The sequence below is a fragment of the Nonomuraea sp. NPDC001684 genome (assembly GCF_053596515.1).
On record NZ_JBSFGJ010000137.1, the window covers coordinates 1 to 20878 of the forward strand.

Genomic DNA, 20878 nt, shown 5'->3' on the forward strand with positions numbered 1-20878 from the left:
CGCCGCTCGAGTACCCCGAAGGGCCTTTCCGCTCGACTTGCATGTGTTAAGCACGCCGCCAGCGTTCGTCCTGAGCCAGGATCAAACTCTCCAAACAATGCTTGGAAAAGTGGTTGAACCCAACCAAAAAGGAATCCGTCCATCCGAAGATTTGGACGGGGTTATGCATGTGTTTCATGCACTGGCTTTTAACACACTGTTGAGTTCTCAAGAAACGGACGCGTACTTCCTCACCAGAACCCGTTCCCGGATCCCCGCTCAGAGGCGTTCATTTCGTCTTGCGTTCTTTCGTTATGTCTTAATTCTTTCAGCCGTTCAAGTCTCTGTCAAATTGACCGGACTTGCTCGACCTGCTGGAATTAAGTCGCGCCCCGCTTCCGAGACAACCCCTCTAACTTACCAGCTCATTCAGACCGCTCTGAACCGTCTTGAATGAACCAGAAGGAAGTGGGATTTGCCGGGCTTCTGTTGAGGCTCTTGCGAGCCCCTCGGCCGCCCTGCGCGAAGCAACTCTAGCAGTCTCCCGCACGTACTTCGCGCCACACAGGTAATCGTAGGGTCCTTCCCTCGTCACAAGATCGTCAAACCTTGGTCATCGCCGTCCGTACGACACCCGAAGTCAAGCGGTCAGCAAGTCATCCGCAATCGTGCCTCGGTACGAAGGTAGCCACGAGCAGACTGCGCTCTCGGAGGTGCCCGCCATGACCCGCTCGGAGTTCGACGACATCCGTGCCTTCCTCGCCGACCCGGCGACCCATGCGGGAGACCTCCTGCGCATCGCCCGGACGCTGATCGACGACCTCGAACAGGCACGCGTGCGCGAGGCCGTCCTGCGTACCCATTACCTGCGGCTGCTCACGGCGGCGCGGACGACCATGGCCGCGGACATGGTCGGCGCGCCCGACCCGCTCGCCTTCCTCACGCGCGAGCTGGCCGAGCGCGGTCAGCTGCCCGAGGACGAGGACGCCGTGCGGCAGATCCTGTCCGACGCCCGTACGGCTGAGGCGCTGCTCGCCTGCATGCACGAGGAGCAGCAGCAACAACCGCCGGTCGTGCGGATGCGCGGGATGCGCCTGCGGCGGTGCGTCGGCGCGCACCGGACGCTCCCCCGTTGAGCCGGCCGGCCCAGTCACCGCTCGCTCAGGGCTGATTCCCCAGGGGCTCAGGCTTCGACCGGATGAGGACTGTGGCCATACCCGGTCTTGGCTACCCGGCTGTAAGACTGCGCGTATGTGGCAACGTGGGCTGAACTGGTCGGCAATCATCCTGGTCGGGATATTTGGTCTGATGTGGATCGGTGTTGTGATCTATGCGGATCAGACGTCTTCGCTGTGGGTGCGCGTCGCTCAGGTGCTCTTCGGGGCCTTGCTGCTCGGGTGGGCGGTGCTCAAGGCGGTCGTCCTGGCCAGGGATCAGGAGGGCTGAAACCGGTATCCCATTCCGGGCTCGGTCAGCAGGTGCACGGGGTGGGCCGGGTCGCGTTCGAGCTTGCGGCGCAGTTGGGCCATGTACTGGCGCAGGTAGTGCGTCTCCTTCAGGTAGCCGACGCCCCACACCTCCGTCAGCAGCTGCCGCTGGCTGATCAGTTTGCCGGGATTGCGAAGCAGGATCTCCAGGAAGTGCCACTCCGTCGGGGTCAGCCGTACGCCACCTGAGATCGTCTTGCCTGCCAGGTCGATCACGTGATCGCCCAGCCGCACCGTCGCGGGTTCCTCTTCGTGCTGGTTCGTGCGGCGGGTCACCGCGCGGATGCGGGCCAGCAGCTCGTCGATGCCGAACGGCTTGGTGACGTAGTCGTCGGCTCCGGCGTCGAGGGCGTCCACCTTGTCCGTGCTGTCGGTACGTCCCGACAACACGATGATCGGAACCTTCGTCCAGCCGCGCAGCCCCTGGATCACCTCGACGCCGTCGAGATCGGGCAGGCCGAGGTCGAGGACGACCAGGTCGGGGTGCCAGTCGGCGGCCTGGCGCAGCGCCGATGCGCCGTCCGGGGCGACCGCGACCTCGTAGTGCCTGGCCGCCAGGTTGATGCGCAGAGCACGCAGAATCTGGGGCTCATCGTCGACGACGAGCACGCGGGTCACAGGGCCCTCCTCAGTGAGACCGTCATGGTGAGCCCTCCTCCGGGGGTGTCCTCAAGGAGCAGCGTGCCGCCCATCGCCTCGGTGAGGCCGCGCGAGAGTGCGAGGCCGAGGCCCACACCGGTGTGGTTGTCGCGGTCGCCGAGTCGTTGGAAGGGCATGAACACCTTTTCATGCGCTTCCGTGGGGATCCCTGGCCCCCTGTCGATGACGCGCAGTTCGACCCGTTCGCCGTGCCAGCTCGCGGTGACGAGCACGGGCTCGGCTTCGGGGCTGTAGCGGACGGCGTTGGCCATCAGATTCACCAGGACGCGTTCGAGCAGCGCCGGGTCGGCCTGGAACTCCGGCAGGTCGGCCGGGACGTCACTTCTGACCCGGTCGCGCAGCGGGCCGAGGTCGTCGATGGCGCGTGGCAGCACGTCCTCGACGGCGACGGGGCGCAGGGCGACGCCCAAGACCCCGGCCTGGAGGCGGCTCATGTCGAGCAGGTTCGACACGAGACGGTTCAGTTTGACCAGGGACTCGCCGGCGGTGGCCAGCAGTTCGGCACGGTCGTCGTCGGACCAGATGATGTCGGTGTTGCGCAGGCTCTCCACGGAGGCCATGGCCGAGGCGAGGGGAGTGCGCAGGTCGTGGCCGACGGCGGCGAGCAGCGCGGTGCGCATGCGGTCGGCCTCGGCCAGCGGCTCGGCGCGCTCGGCCGCCTCGCGCAGGCGTTCCTGGCGCAGGGCGACGGCGGCCTCGGCGGCGAACGCCTCCAGGACGCGGCGGTCGCTGGCGTCGAGCAGCCGGCCGCGGGTCGCGAGCACCAGCCGGTCGTCGATGGTGACCACGTCGCTACCGCCGTCCGGTCCGGTGTGGTTCGGGGTGGGGGCGGGCGGGGTGGTGATCGGGGGGCCGCCGGACGTGGCGACGATGCGCCAGTCACCCGACGGATCATCCCTTTCAAGCAGGGTCACCGCGGTCAGTCCGAACGTCTCGCGCAACCGTCCGAGCAGCGAGGCAACCGCGGACTCGCCGCGCAACACGTGTCCGGCCAGTGTGGACAGGACCTCGGCGTCCGCCCTGGACCGGGCCGCTTCCCTGCTGCGCCGGGCGGCCAGGTCCACGACCGTGCTCACCATGGCGGCGACCAGGACGAAGATGGCCAGCGAGAGCACGTTCTCCGGTTCGGCGATGGTCAGGGTGTGCACCGGAGGCGTGAAGAACCAGTTGAGCAGCCCGAACGCGAGCACCGCCGCCGTGAGCGCCGGCCACATCCCGCCCACCAGCGCGACGCCGACGACCAGCAGCAGGAAGAGCAGGATCTCGCTGGGCAGGCTCAGGTCGAGCGGCGCGATCACGGCGGTGAGCGCCGGCATGGCGGACAGGGTCAGGGCCCATCCGGCCGACTTGCGCCGACGCGTCAGCGCTCCCCCGGGCTGCGGCCGGCCGGAGCCTCCGCTGACGGCCTCGTGCGGGACCATGTGCACGTCGATCGAGCCGGACAGCGTGGCCGTCGTCATGCCCACGCCGCGGGTGAGCAGCTGCGCGAGCCGTCCTCGCCGGGAGGCGCCGAGGACGAGTTGCGAGGCGTTCACTCCGTCGGCGAACGCGATCAGCGCGCGCGGGATGTCGTCGCCCACGACCTGGTGGTAGGTGCCGCCGAGGTCCTCGACGAGTTTGCGCTGGCGTGCCAGGTTGGCCGGGTCGCTCGCGGTGGACAGGGCGTCGGCCCGGGTGACGTGCACGGCGAGCAGGTCGGCGCCCTTGGTCCTGGCCGCGATGCGGGCGGCGCGGCGGACGAGGGTGTCGCCCTCGGGGCCGCCGGTGAGGGCGACGACGACGCGTTCGCGGGCTTCCCAGGTGCCCGCGATGTCGTGGTCGGCCCGGTACGCGATGAGTTGCCGGTCGACCCGGTCCGCCACCCAGAGCAGGGCGAGCTCCCGCAGAGCGGACAGGTTGCCGACGCGGAAGTAGTTGGCGAGCGCGGCGTCGACGCGTTCCGGCGGATAGACGTTGCCGTGGGCGAGGCGGCGGCGCAGGGCCTCGGGTGACATGTCGACGAGTTCGAGCCGGTCGGCCCGCCGGACGAGATCGTCGGGGACGGTCTCGCGCTGCGGCAGGCCGGTGATCTGCTCGGCCACGTCGCGCAGGGACTCCAAATGCTGGATGTTGAGCGTGGAGACGACGTCGATGCCGGCGTCCAGGATGTCCTGGACGTCCTGCCAGCGTTTGGCGTGCCGGGAGCCGGGCGTGTTGGTGTGGGCGAGCTCGTCGACCAGCACGGCCTTGGGGCGGCGGGCGATGACCGCGTCGGCGTCGAGCTCGGTGAACGTGGCGCCGCGATGGACGACGGTGCGGCCCGGCACGGTCTCCAGCCCGTCGAGCAGGCGGGCGACCTGGTCGCGGCCGTGGGTCTCGACATGGCCCACGACCACGTCACGTCCGCGTTCCTTGGCCCGTCGCGCCTCGCTGAGCATGGCGTACGTCTTGCCGACGCCGGGCGCCGCCCCCAGGTAGACCCGCAGCCGCCCGCGCGACGTGCTTCCCATTTCTCCAGGTTACGGCTGGTATGGCGGAGCGACTCCCCAACCCCAGTGCGGAACCGGCGCCTCCGGGGGCGGAGTCGCGCCGGGCTGGGAGTTGTGCACGGCCAGCCGGGTGCCCCATTCGATGTAGCCGGCGAACGCGGCCCTGAACTCGGGGTCGTCGGGCAGGCCGACCTCGTCGGCGGCGTCCATGAGGAGGTTCACCCAGCGGCGACGCTGCGGTTCGGTGATGGCCCGGCCCAGGTGGTGGGCGAGCATGTGCGAATAACCGCCGCGTTCGTGGGTGTACCGGTCGGGACCGCCGAAGACCTCGCTGAGCCACATGGCGACATATTTGGGGTGGTCGGGGTCCATGTGGGCGAACAGCGGCCCGATGAGGTCGTCCTTGAGGACGGCCCGATAGAACGTCACGGTCAGCCGTTCGAACGCCTCGGTCCCGCCCGCCCACTCGTAGATGGTCGGGACGTCTTTTTCCGTCATGTAATCATGTAATCAGCACGTGGGTCGTAGGACAAGACCCGGCCCGACGAGGCCCGGAAACGACGAAGTCCCCGGCCGCCGTGTGGCGACCGGGGACTTCGGATTGGTAGCGGGGACAGGATTTGAACCTGCGACCTCTGGGTTATGAGCCCAGCGAGCTACCGAACTGCTCCACCCCGCGTCGGTGTGTTGGTATCAACTATACCGCCCTTCTGGACTCCTCCGACCCGGCCGGGCTTGTCCGGGCGGGTCGACGGCTGTGACCATGGGCCTCATGCTGCTCGAACCCCTGCCACCACGGCGCCGGCTTCGCTGGCGGCGGATCCTCCTCCTGGGGTCGCCCGTCGCGCTGGCCCTGCTCGTCATGGTGCCCATATGGGCCGATGACCTGCGCTTGGCGGACATGAAGGACCGGCTCCTGGCTCATCCGCTGCCGCCCGAGACCTCGTTCAACGCCGCCGGCGCCCAAGGGTCGGTGGGCGTGCAGGAGGGCAACGGTGACCACTGCGACTTCCTGGTCAGGTTCTCGCTGCGCACCAGGCTGTCCGAGGCCGAACTCACGAGCTACTACGACCGGGTCAACGGCAGGGTGTACTTCCAGGACGGCGATCCCGCGTCCGCGGTGGTCGAGGTCCTTGAGACCGACGATGCCGGATGGGACCTGCGATGCCGCTGAAAAGCAACGAGGCCCTGGCCGTCGGCCAGGACCTCGAATCTTGGTAGCGGGGGCAGGATTTGAACCTGCGACCTCTGGGTTATGAGCCCAGCGAGCTACCGAACTGCTCCACCCCGCGTCGCTGTCTTGCTTTTCAAGACTATCGGCGAAGGGGGGCGGGCGCAAACCGAATGGGCTAGGTGGTGCCTCCCGCCTGTGTGCCCGAGGGTGTCGGCGTCGGTGTGGACGTGGCCGGCGGCGAGGCGGACGGCGTCGCCGACGGGGAGGCGGAGGGCGAGGCCGAGGGCGACGGAGTGGCCGCCGGCTTGGCGTTGGCGCTCTCGATCTGCTTCAGCGCCTCCTCCAGCCGCTTCTGCGCCTTGCCGTACTCGTCCCAGTTCGGGGGGCTGGCCTGGAGGGCCTTCTGGGCGTCCTCGTAGGCCTTCTGGGCGTTGGAGATGGCGGTGTTCATCGCCGACGTGTTCGCCTGGTTGGGCGTGGTCTGCTGGGGCTGGGTGTTCGGCTGTTGCTGCTCGCCGCCGAAGACCTGCTCCAGCGCCTGGTCGAGGGTGTCACCCGAGCCGACCTTGTTGCCGAACGCCACCAGCACCCGCCGCAGGATCGGGTACGGCTCCTGACCGGTGCCGGCCTTGGTCTGCACGTAGACCGGCTCGATGTAGATCAGGCCGTTCGCGTAGGGCAGGGTCAGCAGGTTGCCGTACCTGACGTTGGCCTGGCCGAGGCCGAGGGGGCCCAGCTCGCCCGAGAACTTGTTCTGGAAGTTGTTCTGGGCCTGACCGGGGCCGGGGACCGTGGTGTTGGACGGCATGCGCAGGATGCGCAGCTTGCCGTAGTCCTTGCCCACCGTGGAGCCCGCCGCCATGAAGGCCGCCAGGTTGGGGCCCTCCCTCGGGACGAAGGTCGTGGTCAGCGAGAACGACGGCTCGGACTCGTCGGGCATCGTCGCCGTCAGGTAGTACGGCGGCTGCTTGACCGACTGGTTGCCCTGCGAGGGGTCGCTGGGGATGTTCCAGAAGTCCTGGGCGCTGTAGAAGGCGGCCGCGTTGGTGACGTGGTAGCGCGACAACATGTAGCGCTGCACCTTGAACAGGTCTTCCGGGTAGCGGATGTGCGCCTGGAGGTCGGGGCTCATCTGCGAGGCGGGCTTGATCGTGCCGGGGAAGGCGTTGGACCACGTCTTCAGCACCGGGTCGTTGCCGTCCCAGGCGTAGAGCGTGACCGTGCCGTCGTAGGCGTCGACCGTGGCCTTGACCGAGTTGCGGATGTAGTTGATCTCGTCCTGCGGCTGCTGGGCGACCACGCGGCGGTCGGTGGCCAGGTCGCGGGTCATGTCGCCGAGGCTCTCGCTCTGCGCGTACGGGTACGCGTTGGACGTGGTGTACCCGTCGATGATCCAGGTGATCCGGCCGTCGACGATCGCCGGGTAGGCGTTGCCGTCGAGGGTCAGGAACGGCGCGACCTTCTCCACCCGCTCCCGCGGGTCGCGCACGTAGAGGATCTTGGAGTTGTCGTTGATGTCGCCCGACAGCAGGATGTTCATCTCGCCGTACTTGGCGGCGTAGACCAGCCGGTTGAGGGCCGAGCCGATCGGCACGCCGCCCTTGCCGGTGTAGGTGGTGTTCTGCTGGCCGGTCTGGCCGCCGGAGACCGGGTAGTCGAGCTCCTGCGGGGTCTTGGGGTTGCCGCCGGCGATGACGTACTCGGTGGAGCCCGGGTTCTCGCCGAAGTAGACGCGCGACTCCTTGAGCCCGGTCGAGGCCGCGAGGTCGCCGGTGACCGGCATGTCCTTGCTGTCGTAGGCGGGCAGGCCGCCCGCGTCGACCTCGTTGCCCGGCGCGGCGACGAAGCCGTAGCCGTGGGTGTAGACCAGCGCGCGGTTGATCCAGTTGTTCTGGGGCGCGGGCGGGCCGAGCAGCTCGCGGACGCCGACCACGTGGTCGACCAGCTTGCCGTCCTTGCCGGGGTAGCGGTCGACGTCGAGCTGGTCGGGGAAGCCGTAGAAGCCGCGGATGCGCTGGGTCTGCTCGAACGTGGACGACACCAGCGCCGGGTCGAGCAGTCGCACGCCGGTCACCGACTCGTCGCCGCCGGCGCTGACCTTGGTCGGGTCGGCCTGGGCGTTGTAGTCGATCACTTCGGCGTTCTGCACGTCGTAGGCTGATCTGGTGGCTTGGATGTTCCGGTCGATGTAGAGGGCTTCCTTGCCCTGCTGGTTGGGCTTGACCTGGAACTGCTCGACCAGCGCCGGGTAGACCCCGCCGATCAGGATGGCCGAGAGCACGAGCAGGCCGAACGAGACGCCGGGCAGCATGCCGCCGGGGCGCACGACGCCGGCGAAGAACAGCGCGGCGCAGATCAGCGCGATGATCGCGAGGATGTTCTTGGCCGGGAGCACCGCGTTGACGTCGGTGTAGGACGCGCCGTGCACGTAGCCGCGGTCGGAGAAGACCAGACCGAACCGGTCGATGTAGTAGGCGATGGCCTTGAGCAGGACGAACACGCCGAGCAGCACGGAAAGGTGGATCCGCGCGGCCCTGGAGGCGTGCACGCCCGGCGACTGCAGCCGGAAGCCGCCGTAGAGGTAGTGGGTGATCGTGGCCAGGATGATCGAGATGATCACGGCGGTGAACAGGAAGTTCAGCACCATCCTGATGAACGGGTAGTCGAACATGAAGAACGAGATGTCCATGCCGAACAGCTCGTCCTTCTTGTCGAAGGAGGCTCCGTTCACGAACTGCAGCCACGTCTTCCACTGCCCCGCGAACGAGGAGCCGGAGAAGAGCGCGAGCAGGCCCATGCCGACGATGAAGATCAGCTTGCGGTGGGGGTCGAGCGCCATGCGATAGCGGTCGGCTCCGCTGCCGCCGCCGAACACGGCGGGGCCGAACATCGGCCGGGTGCGGAAGGCCAGCAGCATGTTGCCGCCCGTGATGCCGACCATGAGCACCGCTCCGACGAGGAACAGCACGATCTCGGTCAGCAGCACCCCGGAGAAGACCGACGTGTAGTTGGTCGTGTCAAACCACAGGTAGTCGGTATAAATCCCAGAAAAGAGAAAAAACAGGGCCACGATCGCGACCAGCGCGATGGCCACAGGCAGAAGCAGCCGCGGCCGGCGTGGCAAGCGCATCGCCCTGCCGGCCCCTGGGGTCCGGAAGCTCAAGGCCAACCCCTCGTCGTGATGAAGAAACGGTCCGTGTCTGGCAACTTACACCGCAGCGCCAGCCGTACGGCTAACGCACGGCGCTCGCCGGAAGTTTCATCCGGCCTCGCAAGCGGGCACATTGCCCTTTCCGGTGCGCAGCGCGTCGAGCGCGAGCACCGCGTCGTGCAACGTGTCGGCCTTGACCAGCCGCAGGCCGTCGGGCACGGCCTTCATGGCCTCCGCGCAGTTGTCCGCGGGGGTGAGGAAGACGGTCGCGCCGGAGTCGCGGGCCCCCACCATCTTCTGGGCGATGCCGCCGATGGGCCCGACCTGGCCCTCGGTGTCGATGGTGCCCGTGCCGGCGATGCGCTTGCCGCCGGTGATCTCGCCGGGGGTCAGCTTGTCGAGTATGCCGAGCGAGAACATCAGCCCGGCGCTCGGGCCGCCGACGTCGCCGACGTTGATGTCGACGTCGAAGGGGAACTTGAACTTCTCCTGCATGAGCACGCCGACGAGGGGCTTGCCGTCCTTGCTGGCGATCGGCTGCAGCGACACGTCGAGCTTCTGGCCGCCCCTGGTCACGTTGAAGGTCACGGTCTCGCCCGGCTTGTGCGCCTTGACGGTGTCGCCGACGAACTGCGAGTCGGTGGCCGGTTTGCCGTCGACCGCGTTGATCTGGTCGCCCTTCTGCAGCTTGCCGTCGGCGGGCTTGCCCTTCTCGGTGGACAGCACCGTGACGACCCGGTCGTAGTGGATCTTGAGCTCGTTGAGCGCGGCGGCCTTGGCGGAGTCCTGGGAGTTGGTCATCTCGACCGCGTTCTCCTCGTCGACCTTCTTCGCGTCGCGGCCGGGCGGGAAGATCGTCTCCTGCGGGACCACCGCGACGGTCGGGTCGAGCCAGCCGCGCAACGCCGTCAGCAGGTCGATCTGGGCGGCCGGGCCGCCCTGGTAGGCCACCGTGACCAGGCTCAGCGCGCCGCTGGTGGGATAGGTCTGCCGGCCGCTGATCGAGATCACCGGCTTCTTGTCGATCTCGCCGATGGTGTTCTCGGTGGGGCCGGGGCTCAGCACGACGTACGGGACCGGCCGGAACGCGCCCAGGACGCCCAGCGCGAGCACGAAGAACCCCGCGAGCAGCAGGGTGAGGACGCGTCGTGACATGGTGATGAGCTTATTCGCAGGCGCCGACCCACTCGGTCTCGCCATCGGCGAACACCTGGTGTTTCCAGATGGGGACTTCGGCCTTGAGGTCGTCGATGAGCCTGCGCGAGGCCTTGAACGCCTCGTCGCGGTGCGGCGCGGCCACGGCGACGATCACCGCCGTGTCGCCGAGCCCCAGGTCGCCGACCCGGTGGACGGCGGCCATCGCGGTGACGGGGAAGTCGGCCGCGACCTTCTCGGCGACCCGGCGCAGCTCGTCGGGCGCCGAGGGATGGGCGGAGTAGGAGAGCCGGGTCACAGGTTTGCCGTGGTCCTGTTCGCGCACGGTGCCGATGAAGATCGCGGTGCCGCCCGCCGCGTGGTCTCCCACCGCGGCCAGCACCTCGTCAACGGACAACGGGGTGTCACGAATGCCGAGCAACCGGATGACGTCCACGGAAAGAGCCTAACCTCACGTTCCTACTGGCGACGCTTTTTGCGGACCTGCCGGACGATCGCCGCGGTGCCGATGACGGCCACCGTCGCGCCGGCCGCGGTGAGCGTGGCTTCCTTGACCGGCAGCCGCCTGCCGACCACGGTGGTCCTGTTCTCGCGGAGTTCGAGGAGCTGCCGGAAGGCGGCCTCGTTGGTCCACGTGGGCTTCCAGCCCGCCTCGCGCAGCGCCGAGCAGTCGACCACCCACGGATAGACGACATAGTGCAGGTCGGTGGCGGGGGCCGGGGTGATGCCGAGCCGGTGCAGGCGTTGCGCGGTGCCGAACGTGAGCCCGGCCGGCAGCTCGAACCGCCGGATTCCGGACAGCTCCTCGACCTGCTCCTGCTCCAGCCAGCCGTCGGAGCCCACGGCCACCACGCCGGTGACGGCCCCCTTGGCGGCCAGCTCCAACGCCGAGATGAGGTCGTCGATGTGGCAGAACTGCCAGTTGGGATTGCAGCCCTTGACCGTGAGCAGCCTCGGCGACTCGAAGTGCCGGGTGATGACCGTGTCGACGCCCGGACCGACGACCGCCGCCGGGCGCAGCACCGTGACGTCCAGGCCCGGGTGGCTGCGCAGCGACCTGCGGACCAGCGACTCGATCTCCAGGTAGTCGCCCACGACGCCGGTGTCGGGCTCGGCGGCCACCGGGGAGTCCTCCGGCAGGGGGACCTCGTTGTCGGGCGCGGCGCCGTACACCATGGCGCTGGTGACCAGGATCACCCGCCGCACGCGGGCGGCGGCGCAGGCGGTGAGCACCGTCTGCGCGGCTCTGAGGTTGTACGCGCGCCGCTCCCCCGGGTCGGAGTCGACGGCGTAGTCACCGGCCAGATGGACCAGGACGTCGATGTCGGAGATCCGGTTCGCCAAGAGCGGATCCCGTACGTCGATCACTCTCCACGTGGCTTCCTGAACGTCGCCACGCTCCTCGTCGATGGCCACCACTCTGCGGAAATCCGCGGCGGATGCGAGTCTCACCAGCAACTCGCGGCCGATGCCGGAGGCCGCGCCGGTGACGGCGACGACGGGTTGACGCGGGCGTTTCGAGGTAGGCACCAGGTCCTCACTTTGCACTGATCCGCCGTAGGACGACTAACGTGGCGGATGTGGACTCCTCCATCCTGCACGAGGTAGAGCGGTGACTGACCTGCCAGGTCGCGAAAACGACCCTAACGAGAACCCGTTCGCCATGTTCGGCAACCCTGAGCAAATGGCTCAGGCGATGCGCCAGTTCGCCGACATGTTGTCGGCGCCCCAGGGTTCAGGCCCTGTCAACTGGGACATGGCCAAGAACATCGCACGACACGCCGTGGTCGCCCAGGGCGATCCGAGCGTCATGGAAGGCGAGCGCCGCCAGATCGTCGAGGCGCTGAGCCTGGCCGACCTGTGGCTGAACGAGGCGACGACACTGCCGAGCGGCGTGTCCAACCCGCAGGCCTGGAGCCGGTCCGAGTGGATCGAGAACACGGTCCCGGTCTGGCGCAAGCTTTGCGAGCCCGTTGCCGAACGCATGGTCGAGACCATGGGCGGCGCGCTCGGCGGCTCCGGGCTGCCGCCCGAGGCCCAGCAGATGGCCGGGCCGCTGATGGGCATGCTCAAGCAGATGGGCGGCATGATGGTCGGTCAGCAGATCGGCCAGGCGCTCGGCTCGCTGGCGCGCGAGGTCATCGGCACGACCGACATCGGCCTGCCGCTGTCCGGCACCGCGGCGCTGCTGCCCGGCGGCATCGCGTCCTTCAGCGAGGGCCTCGAGATCCCCGCCGACGAGATCCGGCTCTATCTGGCGCTGCGCGAGGCCGCGCACCACCGGCTGTTCCAGCACGTCCCGTGGCTGCGCTCGCACCTGCTCGGGGCCGTCGAGGAATACGCCAGGGGCATCACCGTGGACACCTCCGCGCTGGAGGAGCAGATCCGCGGGCTCGACATCAACAATCCCGAGGCGATCCAGGAGGCGCTGAGCGGCGGCGCGCTGCTCAAGCCCGAGGAGACCGAGCGGCAGAAGGCCGCCCTGGCTCGCCTGGAGACGATGCTCGCCCTGGTCGAGGGGTGGGTGGCCACGGTGGTCGACCGGGCCGCCGACGGCAAGCTGCCCTCGGCGGTCGCGCTGGCCGAGACCGTACGCAGGCGCCGGGCGACCGGTGGGCCCGCGGAGCTGACGTTCGGCACGCTGGTCGGGCTGGAGCTGCGGCCCCGGCGGCTGCGCGAGGCCGCGGCGCTGTGGCGGGCGCTGGAGACCGAGCGCGGCGTCGACGGGCGCGACGCCCTGTGGGGTCACCCCGACCTCATGCCGACGGCCGAGGACCTCGACGACCCCGACGCGTTCGTCCGCGGCGAGGCCGCCTGGGACATCTCCCAGCTGGAGGCCAAGCCCGGCGACGAGAACGGCGACCAGGACGGCGGCCGGTGACCCTGCACGACGACGCGGTGGCGGTGCTGTCCTCCTGGACCGCGCCGACCGCCGAGGAGGAGGCGCTGCGCGCCGAGTTCCTCGGCCATCTGCGGACGTACGACGACGCCATGTGGCGCGCGTGCGCACCCGGCCACCTGACGGCCACCACCGCCGTGCTCAGCCACGACGGCGCCCGGGTGCTGCTCACGCTGCATCCGAAGGCCGGGAAGTGGTTGCCCATGGGCGGCCACTGCGAGGACTTGGACGCCACGCTGGAGGCGGTGGCGCTGCGCGAGGCCACCGAGGAGTCGGGAATCTCCGGACTTGAGCTGCTGCCCGGCCCGTTGGCCGTGGACAAGCACGAGGTCTGGTGCCATCCGCCGCGCAGCTGGCACCTCGACGTCGAGTACGCGGCCGTGGCCCCTCCCGGCGCCGAGGCCGTCATGAGCGACGAGTCGCTCGACCTGCGCTGGTTCCCCGTCGACGAGATCCCCGAGCTGTCCGACGAGGCCACGCGCCGGCTGGCCGCACGCGGACGCTCCGCGCTCAGCTCGCGCTCGCGTTCGCTGGGCTAGAGTCCTTCGCATCGTTCCCAGGGGGGCCGCGTGGAGACTTCTGCCGTTGGCGGCACGATCGTGACGCCTGCCCGCAAGCCGCGGAAGTTGCCCGGCAACGTCCTGACCTGGCTGGCCGTGACACCCTTCGCGGCCTGGGCCGTGGCCAGGGTGGCCGGGCTGGAACGAGGCTCGCTGCCCACGCAGCTGATGACGGCGACGCCGTACGCGGCGGCCGGGTCCCTGGTCCCCCTCCTGATCGCCGCGGTCGGGCGCAGGCGGGCCGCGACGGCCGTCGCGCTGCTCACCACGACCGCGCTCGGGTTCAGCGTCCTGCCGCGCGCGCTGGGCACGGCCGAGGCCACGACCGGCAGGCCGTTCAAAGTCATGACGATCAACATGTTGTTCGGCAGGGCCGACCCGCAGGTGATCGTGAACCTGGTGCGCGCGTTCCGGCCCGACGTGCTGAGCACGCAGGAGCTGACCCCCGGCGCCGTGGCCGACATGGACGCGGCCGGCCTGAAGGAGCTCATGCCCCACCGCGTACTTGAGGACGAATGGGACGCCGGCGGAAGCGGCCTCTACTCCAGGCACCCGCTCCAGCCGCTCGACGACGTGGTGCCTCCGGTGGGGCACAAGATGCCCGCCGCCATGGTGGCGCTGCCGGGCGGGAAGCCGATCGAGTTCGTCGACGTCCACCCCTATCCGCCGCTCGGCCCCAACGTGGTCAACTGGAACGAGGCGCTCGCCGGCCTTCCTTCGGCCGGCGGCGAAACCGTGCGAATCCTCGCCGGCGACTTCAACGCCTCGCTCGACCACGCCTCGCTGCGCAGGCTGCTGGCCCGGGGGTACAAGGACGCGGCCGACCAGGTGGGCGCGGGGCTGATCCCCACGTGGCCGGCCAACAAGCGGGTGCCGCCGATCATCACCATCGATCACGTGCTGGTGGACGAGCGGGTGGGCGTCAGGGAGGTCAGCGTGCGCGACGTGCCGGGCACCGACCACCGGGCCGTCCTGGCCGAGCTCACCGTTCCCTGACGCGCGTCAGCGGCCGATCAGGGCGCGGGTGTTGTCCCAGCCTTCGAGACCTGGATCTAGGCGTCCGACGTCGTCGAACGTGCGCAGGCGGTGCCATCCGGAGATGGTGGCGACCCTGCGCGGGCCCGGGGCCTGCTCCCGGAGGACGGCGACGACGTCGGGGTCGTCGAGGTCGGGGTCGGCCCAGGCCGGCAGCGGCAGTGCGCAGGCCAGCGCCACCGCGCCGCCGTCCGCCGCGGGGCAGATCGTGATCTCGGCCCGGCCCAGTTCCCTGAACAGCTTGCCGACCAGCAGCGAGGGCAGGTCGGGCGCGTCGGCGTTGATCACCGCGGCCTGGTCGCCGGACAGGCGGCCGAGGACGGCGCGCAGCGGCTCCTCCTCGTCGATGGTGATGATCTCCGTGCCGGGCCAGACGATGTCGTCGAGGCCGGGGACGGCCGTGATCAGGGCCGGGGTGACGAACTCCAGGCCGGCGACCATCTCGTAGGTGTCCTCGGCCACGGCCGCCAGGAACTGCCGTGGATCGACGCCGGGGGGCGCCGCTTCGGCCATGCGGCCGCGTACCAGGACGGCGACGATGCGCGTCAACACTCCTCCGGTGCCGTGTGGGCCGCCGCGGAGAATCCTTCGAGGAACCCGCGCGCCCGCTCCGCCTTCGGATACTGTTCTACCAGCGCCCAGAACCCCGGGCCATGGCTCGGCACGATCAGGTGCGCGAGCTCGTGGATGATGACGTAGTTGATGACCCACTCGGGCAGGCCCTTGAGCCGGGTCGAGATCCTTATGGCGCCGTTCTCCGGGGTGCAGGAGCCCCAGCGATGCTGCTGGTTGTCGACCCATCGAACGCTCACGGGGTCGGGCCGGCCGTCGAGGTACTTCACCGACAGCTCCCTCGCCCGTTCGAGCAGGGCCTCGTCGGTCGGCCTTCGTCGTTCTTCCTTGGCGGCCAGCCGGTCGAGCATCCGGCTCACCCATTCATCCGCGTCTTCGCCGCTCAGCCAGGCGGGCAGGAGCACGATCGTCTTGTCGCCGTCGCGGTAGGCGGAGACCGTACGCCGGCGACGAGAACTGCGACGGACCTCGACTGTCTCGGGGGGCACATAAGCACGTTAGCCGAGACTGGCGAAATTCCACAGAGGGTGGACGTTGTTTTCGCTGGTCAGATGATTAAGAGCCGGTGAATTTGGGCATGCGCCTTTCCCGATGCGCCGCCAGGCCCTCCAGCAGGTCGGATGATGCCATGGTGACGGGCTGGGCCAAGGATTCCCACCTCAGAGCGGCTTCCAGGTCTTGATGGTCTTGGTTCAGCGCGACCTTTGTGAGGCGGGTGGCGACTGGAGCCATCTCTGCGATCTTCTTGGCGATGACCGAAACCTCGGAGAGAAGGTCATTCTTCGGGAAAGATTGATTTACCAAGCCTTTATCTGCCGCTTCCGTGCCCGTAAGGAGACGGCCGGTCAGGAGCATCTCCCGGGCCAGTGCCGTACCGGCTCTTCTGGGCAGCAGGTAGGTGGCGGCCATGCCCGGGTGCAGCCCGAGCCGGGTGAAGGGGGCCAGGAGTTTGGCGTCGTCGGCGGCGTAGACGAGGTCGCAGGCCAGGGCCACGCACAGGCCCGCGCCGACGGCGGGGCCGTTGACCGCGGCGACGGTGGGCACCTCCAGGTCGGCGATCATCAGCCAGGTGCGGTAGAAGGCGAGCATGCGGTCGCGCAGCGGCGGCACCGCCTCGGCGCCCCGTTCGCCGATCCATGACAGGTCACCGCCCGAGGAGAACGCGCTGCCCGCTCCGGTGACGACGACGCAGCGCAGGTCGCGGTCGGCGGCCAGGGTGGTCATGGTTTCGCGCCATTCGGCCGTCATGGTGTCGGTCATGGCGTTGCGCAGTTCGGGGCGGTTGAGGGTGAGGACGACTACTCCGTCGTCTGTGCGGTCGACCAAGATCTCGCTCATGCGGCGAAGCGTAACGCTCCGCGGGGCGCGGATGCGGATGTGGTTCCTGGCCAGCCGCGGTGGTCCCGGCTTGCCTCAGGTGCGGTTGTGATCGCCGGCCCTTCGCGGGTGTACTCCGCGGTCGGACGTTATCCACAGGGTGGGCGTCGCGGTCGGAGGTTGTCCACAGGCGGCGCGGAACCGGCTCGGGATCTTGGTCGGACGTGCGAACCTTCCGGCCATGAGGCCACGTGTGAAGCCGGCCCTCCGGCGAATCCTCCGCGACGAGCACACCCTGCAGTACGGCGTGCATCCCCTCCGGGCCATCACGCTGACCGGCCTGACGAGATCGGTGCGTCAGTGGATCGAGGGGCTCGACGGCACCCGCGACCTGCGCCGGGTGATGCGCGACGCGGCGGCGGCCGGCCTCGACGAGCCGTGCGCCCAGGCTCTGCTCGACTACCTCGCCACACGGGGCGCCCTGCACGACGCCGGCCCGTTCCCGGCGCCGTTGCGGGAGCTCTCCCTCGCGGAGAGGGATCGGCTGAAACCCGACCTCGACGCGCTCGACCTGGCCTCCAACAGCCCGGAGGGCGGCGTCGAGCTGCTGCGGCGTCGGCGGGAGGCGAAGGTCAGGGTCTACGGGGCCGGGCGCGTGGGGGCGCAGATCGTCGCCTTGCTCGCGGCCGGCGGGGTCGGCGACATCCGGGTGATTGATCCCGGGCCGGTCCGGCCTGGAGACATCACGCCGGGCGGGCTGACGTGGGCCGAGGTGGGGCTGTCCCGGGAGGAGGGCGCGGCGGCGGTCGCCCGGCGGCTGCTTGCTCCCCCGCCGAAGAACGCCCCGGCCGTTCCGCCTCCGCGCGATCGCATCTCAACCCCTCACCCCACAGGCCGGAACGCGACGCCCGCCGGTGACGCCACCGGCCGGCCTGCGCGCGGGGCGGCGTCGCCGTCCGGCGGCACGACCGCAAAGCCCCAGCGGGCGGGCATCACGCCGACCGGCGGCACGATCGCACGCCCCAGGCGGGCGGGTGTCACGCCGTCCGGCGCCGCCGCTGCGCGGGTCTCTCCTGCTGTGCCACCCATCCCCGCGGAGGTGAGTCAGGACGCCGTTCCGTCATCCAACGTCCTGGCCGGAGCTCCGCATCTGGGGGACGGCACGGCGCGTCCCGACCTCGCCATCCTCGCGCCCGTGGGGCCTCTGGACGGGGTGCTGGTCAACGAGCTGGCCGACTTCGGCATCCCTCATCTGCTCGTGTCGGCCTTCGAGGGGCACGGATCCGTCGGGCCGCTGGTGTTTCCCGGTGAGACGACGTGCCTGCACTGTCTCGACCTGACGCGCCGCGACCACGATCCCGCCTGGCCGATCGTCACTGCCAGGCTGGGCGGCTATCCGCCCGGCGAGATCGCCTGCGACACGACCCTCGCCACGCTCGTCGCGGCGGCGGCGACCGGCCAGGCGCTTGCTCATCTCGAAGGCCGGGCGTCCTCTGTGACGAACGGCACAATGGACGTAATGCCTGATTGGTGCTGGAAAAGACGGTCGTGGAGCGGTCATCCGCAATGTCGTTGTATGCGAAACAATCCTTATTCGCTAACAATGGACATGTCACCTACCAGCGACTGACGTGCTCAGGGGACGACCACGAAGGGGGGAAGCGGCATCTCGGGCGAGGTTCCGCGCATGAGTGTGAGCGATCTTCCGCGCCGGGCAGTCACCCGCTCAGCCAAGTTGGCCACCCTTCCGCTCGGGTTCGCCGGGCGGGCCGCCCTCGGCCTCGGCAAGCGCATCGGCGGCAAATCAGCAGAAATCGTGGCCCAGGAGGTTCAGCAGCGCACCGCCGAGCAGATCTTCAAGGTGCTCGGCGAGCTCAAGGGCGGGGCGATGAAGCTCGGCCAGGCACTGTCAATCTTCGAGGCGGCGCTTCCGCCGGAGATCGTCGGCCCCTACCGGGCGACCTTGACGAAACTCCAGGACGCCGCCCCTCCGCTGCCGGTCGCCACCGTCCACAAGGTGCTCGCCGAGCAGCTGGGGGACGATTGGCGCAAACACTTCCTCTCATTCGACGACCGGCCCACGGCCGCCGCCTCGATCGGCCAGGTGCATAAGGCCGTCTGGAACGACGGACGCGAGGTGGCCGTCAAGATCCAGTACCCGGGGGCGGGCAAGGCGCTGCTCGGCGACTTCACCCAGCTGGCCCGGCTGGGAAAGATGTTCGGAGCGCTGCTGCCCGGCCTCGACATGAAGGCGCTGCTGGCCGAGCTGCGCGAACGGATCGCCGAGGAGCTCGACTACCTTCGCGAGGCCGAGGCACAGCATGCCTTCGCGCTGGAGTTCAACGGCGATCCCGACTTCCACGTCCCGGATGTGGTGGCGGCCAACGAGATGGTGCTGGTCAGCGAGTGGATGGACGGCACTCCCCTGTCGCGGGTGATCAACGAGGGCAGCAAGGAGGAGCGTGATCACGCGGGGCTGCTGTTCGTCCGGTTCCTGTTCAGCTCGCCTGCCCGGGTCGGCATGCTGCACGCCGATCCCCATCCGGGTAACTTCCGCGTGCTGGCCAACGGCAAGCTCGGCGTCCTCGACTTCGGCGCGGTCAACCGTCTGCCCGGCGGCTATCCGAAGGTCTTCGGGCAGCTCACGCGCATCTTCAACCAGGGCGACATGGACACCGTGATGACGGGCCTCCGTGACGAGGGCTTCATCCGTCAGGACATCGACATCGACCCCGACGCCCTGCGCGCTTTCCTGGCGCCGTACGTGGAGCCGACGGCCGTGGAGGAGTTCACCTTCAGCCGGGAGTGGCTGCAGGCCCAGGCGGCCAGTGTCACCGACCTCCGCCCGACGAACGTGGTTCGCCAGCTCAACCTGCCGCCGTCGTACGTGCTCATCCATCGGGTGCATGCGGCCGGTGTCGGGGTCCTCTGCCAGCTCGGCACCACGGCGCGCTTCCGTGACGAGGTGATCCGCTGGGTTCCGGGCTTCGCCGACGACCCGAACGGCGAGGCACTGGCGATCGGGTGATCAGGCGCCGCCGGGCCGGTGGAGCAGGGGTGACGTTCCTGATCACCGATCAAGAGGGGCGGCCCTAAGGACGTGTCAGGTGTGATGGTGCTGACCCCGGATCGGGGATGACGTTCTTGAACGTGAGACAGGGGGACGACCCCAAAGGACACGCCCAGGGCGAAACCGAGCGCCGACCGGGGATGACGTTCCTGAGAGTGGGGCAGGGGGACGACGCAAAAGGACGCATCCAGGGCGATGGAACCGAGTACGGGCCACGGATGACGTTCCTGAATGTGGGTCAGGGACGACCTCAAAGGACACATCCAGGGTGATGGTGCCGGGGGTGGGTCAGGGGTGGCGTTCCTGGATGCGGATCAGGTTGCCGGAAGGGTCGCGGACGGCGCAGTCGCGGACGCCGTACGGCTGGTCCATCGGCTCCTGGACGATTTCGGCGCCGCTGGCCTTCAGGCGTTCGAAGGTGGCGTCGAGGTCGGTGGTGGCCAGGTTCACGCCGGCGTAGGTGCCCTTGGCCATCATCTCGGTGATGGTGCGGCGTTCGTCGTCGGTGATGCCGTAGCCGTTCGCGACCGGTGGTTGCAGGACGATGGAGGTGTCCGGCTGGCCGGCGGGGCCCACCGTGAGCCAGCGCATCCCCTTGTAGCCGACGTCGTTGCGTACCTCGAAGCCGAGGGCATCACGGTAGAAGGCCAGGGAGGCTTCCGGGTCGGTGTGCGGGAGGAAGCTGGAGTGGATGGTGATGTCCATGGAAGTCACGCTAATTGGGGTCAGGTAAGCGCGGTCTCTCGGTTCCTGATGGGTCTGGTCACCTGTTTCGCCACGCACGACGGCATCCCCGCGGTCGCGCTCGCCGCGCGGCGACGGTAGACGCTGGGTGGCACGCCGACCAACTCGGTGAAGCGGGTGCTGAAGCTGCCGAGCGAGGAACAGCCGACCGCGAAGCAGACCTCGGTGACGCTCATGTCGCCGCGGCGCAGGAGCGCCATCGCGCGTTCGATGCGGCGGGTCATCAGGTAGCCGTACGGGGCCTCGCCGTACGCGCGGCGAAACTCGCGGCTTAGGTGGCCGGCTGACATGTTCACGCCGCGGGCCAGGGCTTCGACGTCGAGCGGCTGGGCGTAGTCGCGGTCGATGCGGTCGCGGACGCGGCGCAGCAGGGCGAGGTCACGCAGGTGCTGCGCTTCGGCGGGTCTGCTGGTCACATGCGCCATCGTACGTCGGCCCGAGGTCGGCCGGGACCGCTGGGCCGCCCAGCTCAGGGCGCACTCTCCGCCCTACGAACGCCCCCGACACGAGTCCGACATGCCGGAAAGAACAAGGCATCGAAGACAAACAGCTGGAAGGCCAGGCTCCCGGCCGCGCAAGAGGGCCAGCCGAGGGCCGGATCGCGAA

Annotated in this window: 20 protein-coding genes, 2 tRNA genes and 1 rRNA gene; 8 read left to right on the forward strand and 15 right to left on the reverse strand. The window is 69.1% G+C overall.

Going from position 1 to position 20878, the window contains the following annotated elements; all coding sequences use genetic code 11:
• A 16S ribosomal RNA gene (locus ACWCSD_RS23790) occupies nucleotides 1-97 on the reverse strand; the annotation flags it as partial.
• Between the two features lie 604 nt (nucleotides 98-701).
• Between ACWCSD_RS23790 and ACWCSD_RS23795 the strand changes: the two genes are divergently transcribed.
• Together ACWCSD_RS23795 and ACWCSD_RS23800 are read left to right on the forward strand one after the other, a co-directional pair.
• Nucleotides 702-1115 (forward strand): hypothetical protein, encoded by a 414-nt coding sequence (locus ACWCSD_RS23795; RefSeq protein WP_387677452.1) that lies wholly within the window; start codon nucleotides 702-704, stop codon nucleotides 1113-1115.
• 115 nt (nucleotides 1116-1230) lie between these two features.
• Nucleotides 1231-1425 carry a hypothetical protein gene (locus tag ACWCSD_RS23800; RefSeq protein ID WP_358303088.1) on the forward strand — a complete coding sequence of 65 codons (195 nt, stop codon included), beginning with the start codon at nucleotides 1231-1233 and terminating at the stop codon, nucleotides 1423-1425.
• Here ACWCSD_RS23800 and ACWCSD_RS23805 read toward each other — a convergent pair.
• The 4 genes from ACWCSD_RS23805 to ACWCSD_RS23820 form a co-directional block, all read right to left on the reverse strand.
• Nucleotides 1413-2084 carry a response regulator gene (locus ACWCSD_RS23805; RefSeq protein ID WP_352352806.1) on the reverse strand — a complete coding sequence of 224 codons (672 nt, stop codon included), beginning with the start codon at nucleotides 2082-2084 and terminating at the stop codon, nucleotides 1413-1415. The two genes, ACWCSD_RS23800 and ACWCSD_RS23805, sit on opposite strands and share 13 nt — an antisense overlap.
• The gene (locus ACWCSD_RS23810; RefSeq protein ID WP_397161095.1) at nucleotides 2081-4615 is read right to left on the reverse strand and encodes a sensor histidine kinase; all 2535 of its coding nucleotides are present in this window, start codon (nucleotides 4613-4615) and stop codon (nucleotides 2081-2083) included. The genes ACWCSD_RS23805 and ACWCSD_RS23810 overlap by 4 nt, the downstream gene beginning before the upstream one ends.
• Nucleotides 4616-4624: 9 nt before the next feature.
• A complete protein-coding gene (locus ACWCSD_RS23815) occupies nucleotides 4625-5092 on the reverse strand; it encodes a group II truncated hemoglobin (RefSeq protein WP_449917944.1) in 468 nt (155 codons plus the stop codon).
• Nucleotides 5093-5196: 104 nt separating this feature from the next.
• Nucleotides 5197-5273: transfer RNA gene (locus ACWCSD_RS23820), tRNA-Met, on the reverse strand.
• 93 nt (nucleotides 5274-5366) lie between these two features.
• On the opposite strand from ACWCSD_RS23820, the gene ACWCSD_RS23825 reads away from it, so the two are divergent.
• Entirely contained in the window at nucleotides 5367-5768 is a 402-nt protein-coding gene (locus tag ACWCSD_RS23825) for a hypothetical protein (RefSeq protein WP_449917947.1), read from the forward strand.
• A 41-nt stretch (nucleotides 5769-5809) separates the two neighbouring features.
• Here ACWCSD_RS23825 and ACWCSD_RS23830 read toward each other — a convergent pair.
• The 5 genes from ACWCSD_RS23830 to ACWCSD_RS23850 all read right to left on the reverse strand — a co-directional run bounded on the left by ACWCSD_RS23830 (nucleotide 5810) and on the right by ACWCSD_RS23850 (nucleotide 11607).
• Nucleotides 5810-5886 (reverse strand) — tRNA-Met (locus tag ACWCSD_RS23830).
• A gap of 57 nt (nucleotides 5887-5943) precedes the next feature.
• Nucleotides 5944-8862: a UPF0182 family membrane protein gene (locus ACWCSD_RS23835; RefSeq protein ID WP_449917948.1), complete on the reverse strand. Its 2919-nt coding sequence runs from the start codon at nucleotides 8860-8862 to the stop codon at nucleotides 5944-5946.
• 165 nt (nucleotides 8863-9027) lie between these two features.
• Nucleotides 9028-10074 carry a YlbL family protein gene (locus tag ACWCSD_RS23840; RefSeq protein ID WP_358294314.1) on the reverse strand — a complete coding sequence of 349 codons (1047 nt, stop codon included), beginning with the start codon at nucleotides 10072-10074 and terminating at the stop codon, nucleotides 9028-9030.
• A 10-nt stretch (nucleotides 10075-10084) separates the two neighbouring features.
• Complete coding sequence (locus tag ACWCSD_RS23845; protein ID WP_358294316.1) at nucleotides 10085-10510, reverse strand: molybdenum cofactor biosynthesis protein MoaE; 426 nt, start codon at nucleotides 10508-10510, stop codon at nucleotides 10085-10087.
• A 23-nt stretch (nucleotides 10511-10533) separates the two neighbouring features.
• A complete protein-coding gene (locus ACWCSD_RS23850) occupies nucleotides 10534-11607 on the reverse strand; it encodes an NAD-dependent epimerase/dehydratase family protein (protein WP_358294603.1) in 1074 nt (357 codons plus the stop codon).
• A gap of 130 nt (nucleotides 11608-11737) precedes the next feature.
• On the opposite strand from ACWCSD_RS23850, the gene ACWCSD_RS23855 reads away from it, so the two are divergent.
• The 3 genes from ACWCSD_RS23855 to ACWCSD_RS23865 are packed head-to-tail and all read left to right on the forward strand — an operon-like array spanning nucleotide 11738 to nucleotide 14529.
• Nucleotides 11738-12955, forward strand: a complete 1218-nt coding sequence (locus ACWCSD_RS23855) for a zinc-dependent metalloprotease (RefSeq protein WP_397218466.1) — start codon at nucleotides 11738-11740, stop codon at nucleotides 12953-12955.
• Entirely contained in the window at nucleotides 12952-13512 is a 561-nt protein-coding gene (locus ACWCSD_RS23860) for an NUDIX hydrolase (protein WP_449917951.1), read from the forward strand. Before ACWCSD_RS23855 ends, ACWCSD_RS23860 begins: the two co-directional genes overlap by 4 nt.
• Nucleotides 13513-13542: 30 nt before the next feature.
• Entirely contained in the window at nucleotides 13543-14529 is a 987-nt protein-coding gene (locus tag ACWCSD_RS23865) for an endonuclease/exonuclease/phosphatase family protein (protein ID WP_449917954.1), read from the forward strand.
• A 6-nt stretch (nucleotides 14530-14535) separates the two neighbouring features.
• On the opposite strand, the gene ACWCSD_RS23870 is transcribed toward ACWCSD_RS23865, so the two are convergent.
• The 3 genes from ACWCSD_RS23870 to ACWCSD_RS23880 all read right to left on the reverse strand — a co-directional run bounded on the left by ACWCSD_RS23870 (nucleotide 14536) and on the right by ACWCSD_RS23880 (nucleotide 16479).
• The gene (locus ACWCSD_RS23870) at nucleotides 14536-15117 is read right to left on the reverse strand and encodes a DUF2064 domain-containing protein (protein WP_449917956.1); all 582 of its coding nucleotides are present in this window, start codon (nucleotides 15115-15117) and stop codon (nucleotides 14536-14538) included.
• Nucleotides 15114-15629 (reverse strand): M48 family metallopeptidase, encoded by a 516-nt coding sequence (locus ACWCSD_RS23875; protein WP_397161108.1) that lies wholly within the window; start codon nucleotides 15627-15629, stop codon nucleotides 15114-15116. The genes ACWCSD_RS23870 and ACWCSD_RS23875 overlap by 4 nt, the downstream gene beginning before the upstream one ends.
• 67 nt (nucleotides 15630-15696) lie before the next feature.
• Nucleotides 15697-16479 (reverse strand): enoyl-CoA hydratase/isomerase family protein, encoded by a 783-nt coding sequence (locus tag ACWCSD_RS23880; protein WP_358294325.1) that lies wholly within the window; start codon nucleotides 16477-16479, stop codon nucleotides 15697-15699.
• 139 nt (nucleotides 16480-16618) lie between these two features.
• On the opposite strand from ACWCSD_RS23880, the gene ACWCSD_RS23885 reads away from it, so the two are divergent.
• Nucleotides 16619-18088 carry a ThiF family adenylyltransferase gene (locus tag ACWCSD_RS23885; protein ID WP_449917959.1) on the forward strand — a complete coding sequence of 490 codons (1470 nt, stop codon included), beginning with the start codon at nucleotides 16619-16621 and terminating at the stop codon, nucleotides 18086-18088.
• Nucleotides 18089-18193: 105 nt separating this feature from the next.
• Complete coding sequence (locus tag ACWCSD_RS23890) at nucleotides 18194-19486, forward strand: ABC1 kinase family protein (protein WP_449917962.1); 1293 nt, start codon at nucleotides 18194-18196, stop codon at nucleotides 19484-19486.
• A 330-nt stretch (nucleotides 19487-19816) separates the two neighbouring features.
• Here ACWCSD_RS23890 and ACWCSD_RS23895 read toward each other — a convergent pair whose 3' ends face one another.
• Nucleotides 19817-20233 (reverse strand): VOC family protein, encoded by a 417-nt coding sequence (locus tag ACWCSD_RS23895; protein WP_352352819.1) that lies wholly within the window; start codon nucleotides 20231-20233, stop codon nucleotides 19817-19819.
• A gap of 20 nt (nucleotides 20234-20253) precedes the next feature.
• Nucleotides 20254-20697, reverse strand: a complete 444-nt coding sequence (locus ACWCSD_RS23900; RefSeq protein ID WP_357987330.1) for a helix-turn-helix transcriptional regulator — start codon at nucleotides 20695-20697, stop codon at nucleotides 20254-20256.
• Between the last annotated feature and the right edge of the window lie 181 nt (nucleotides 20698-20878).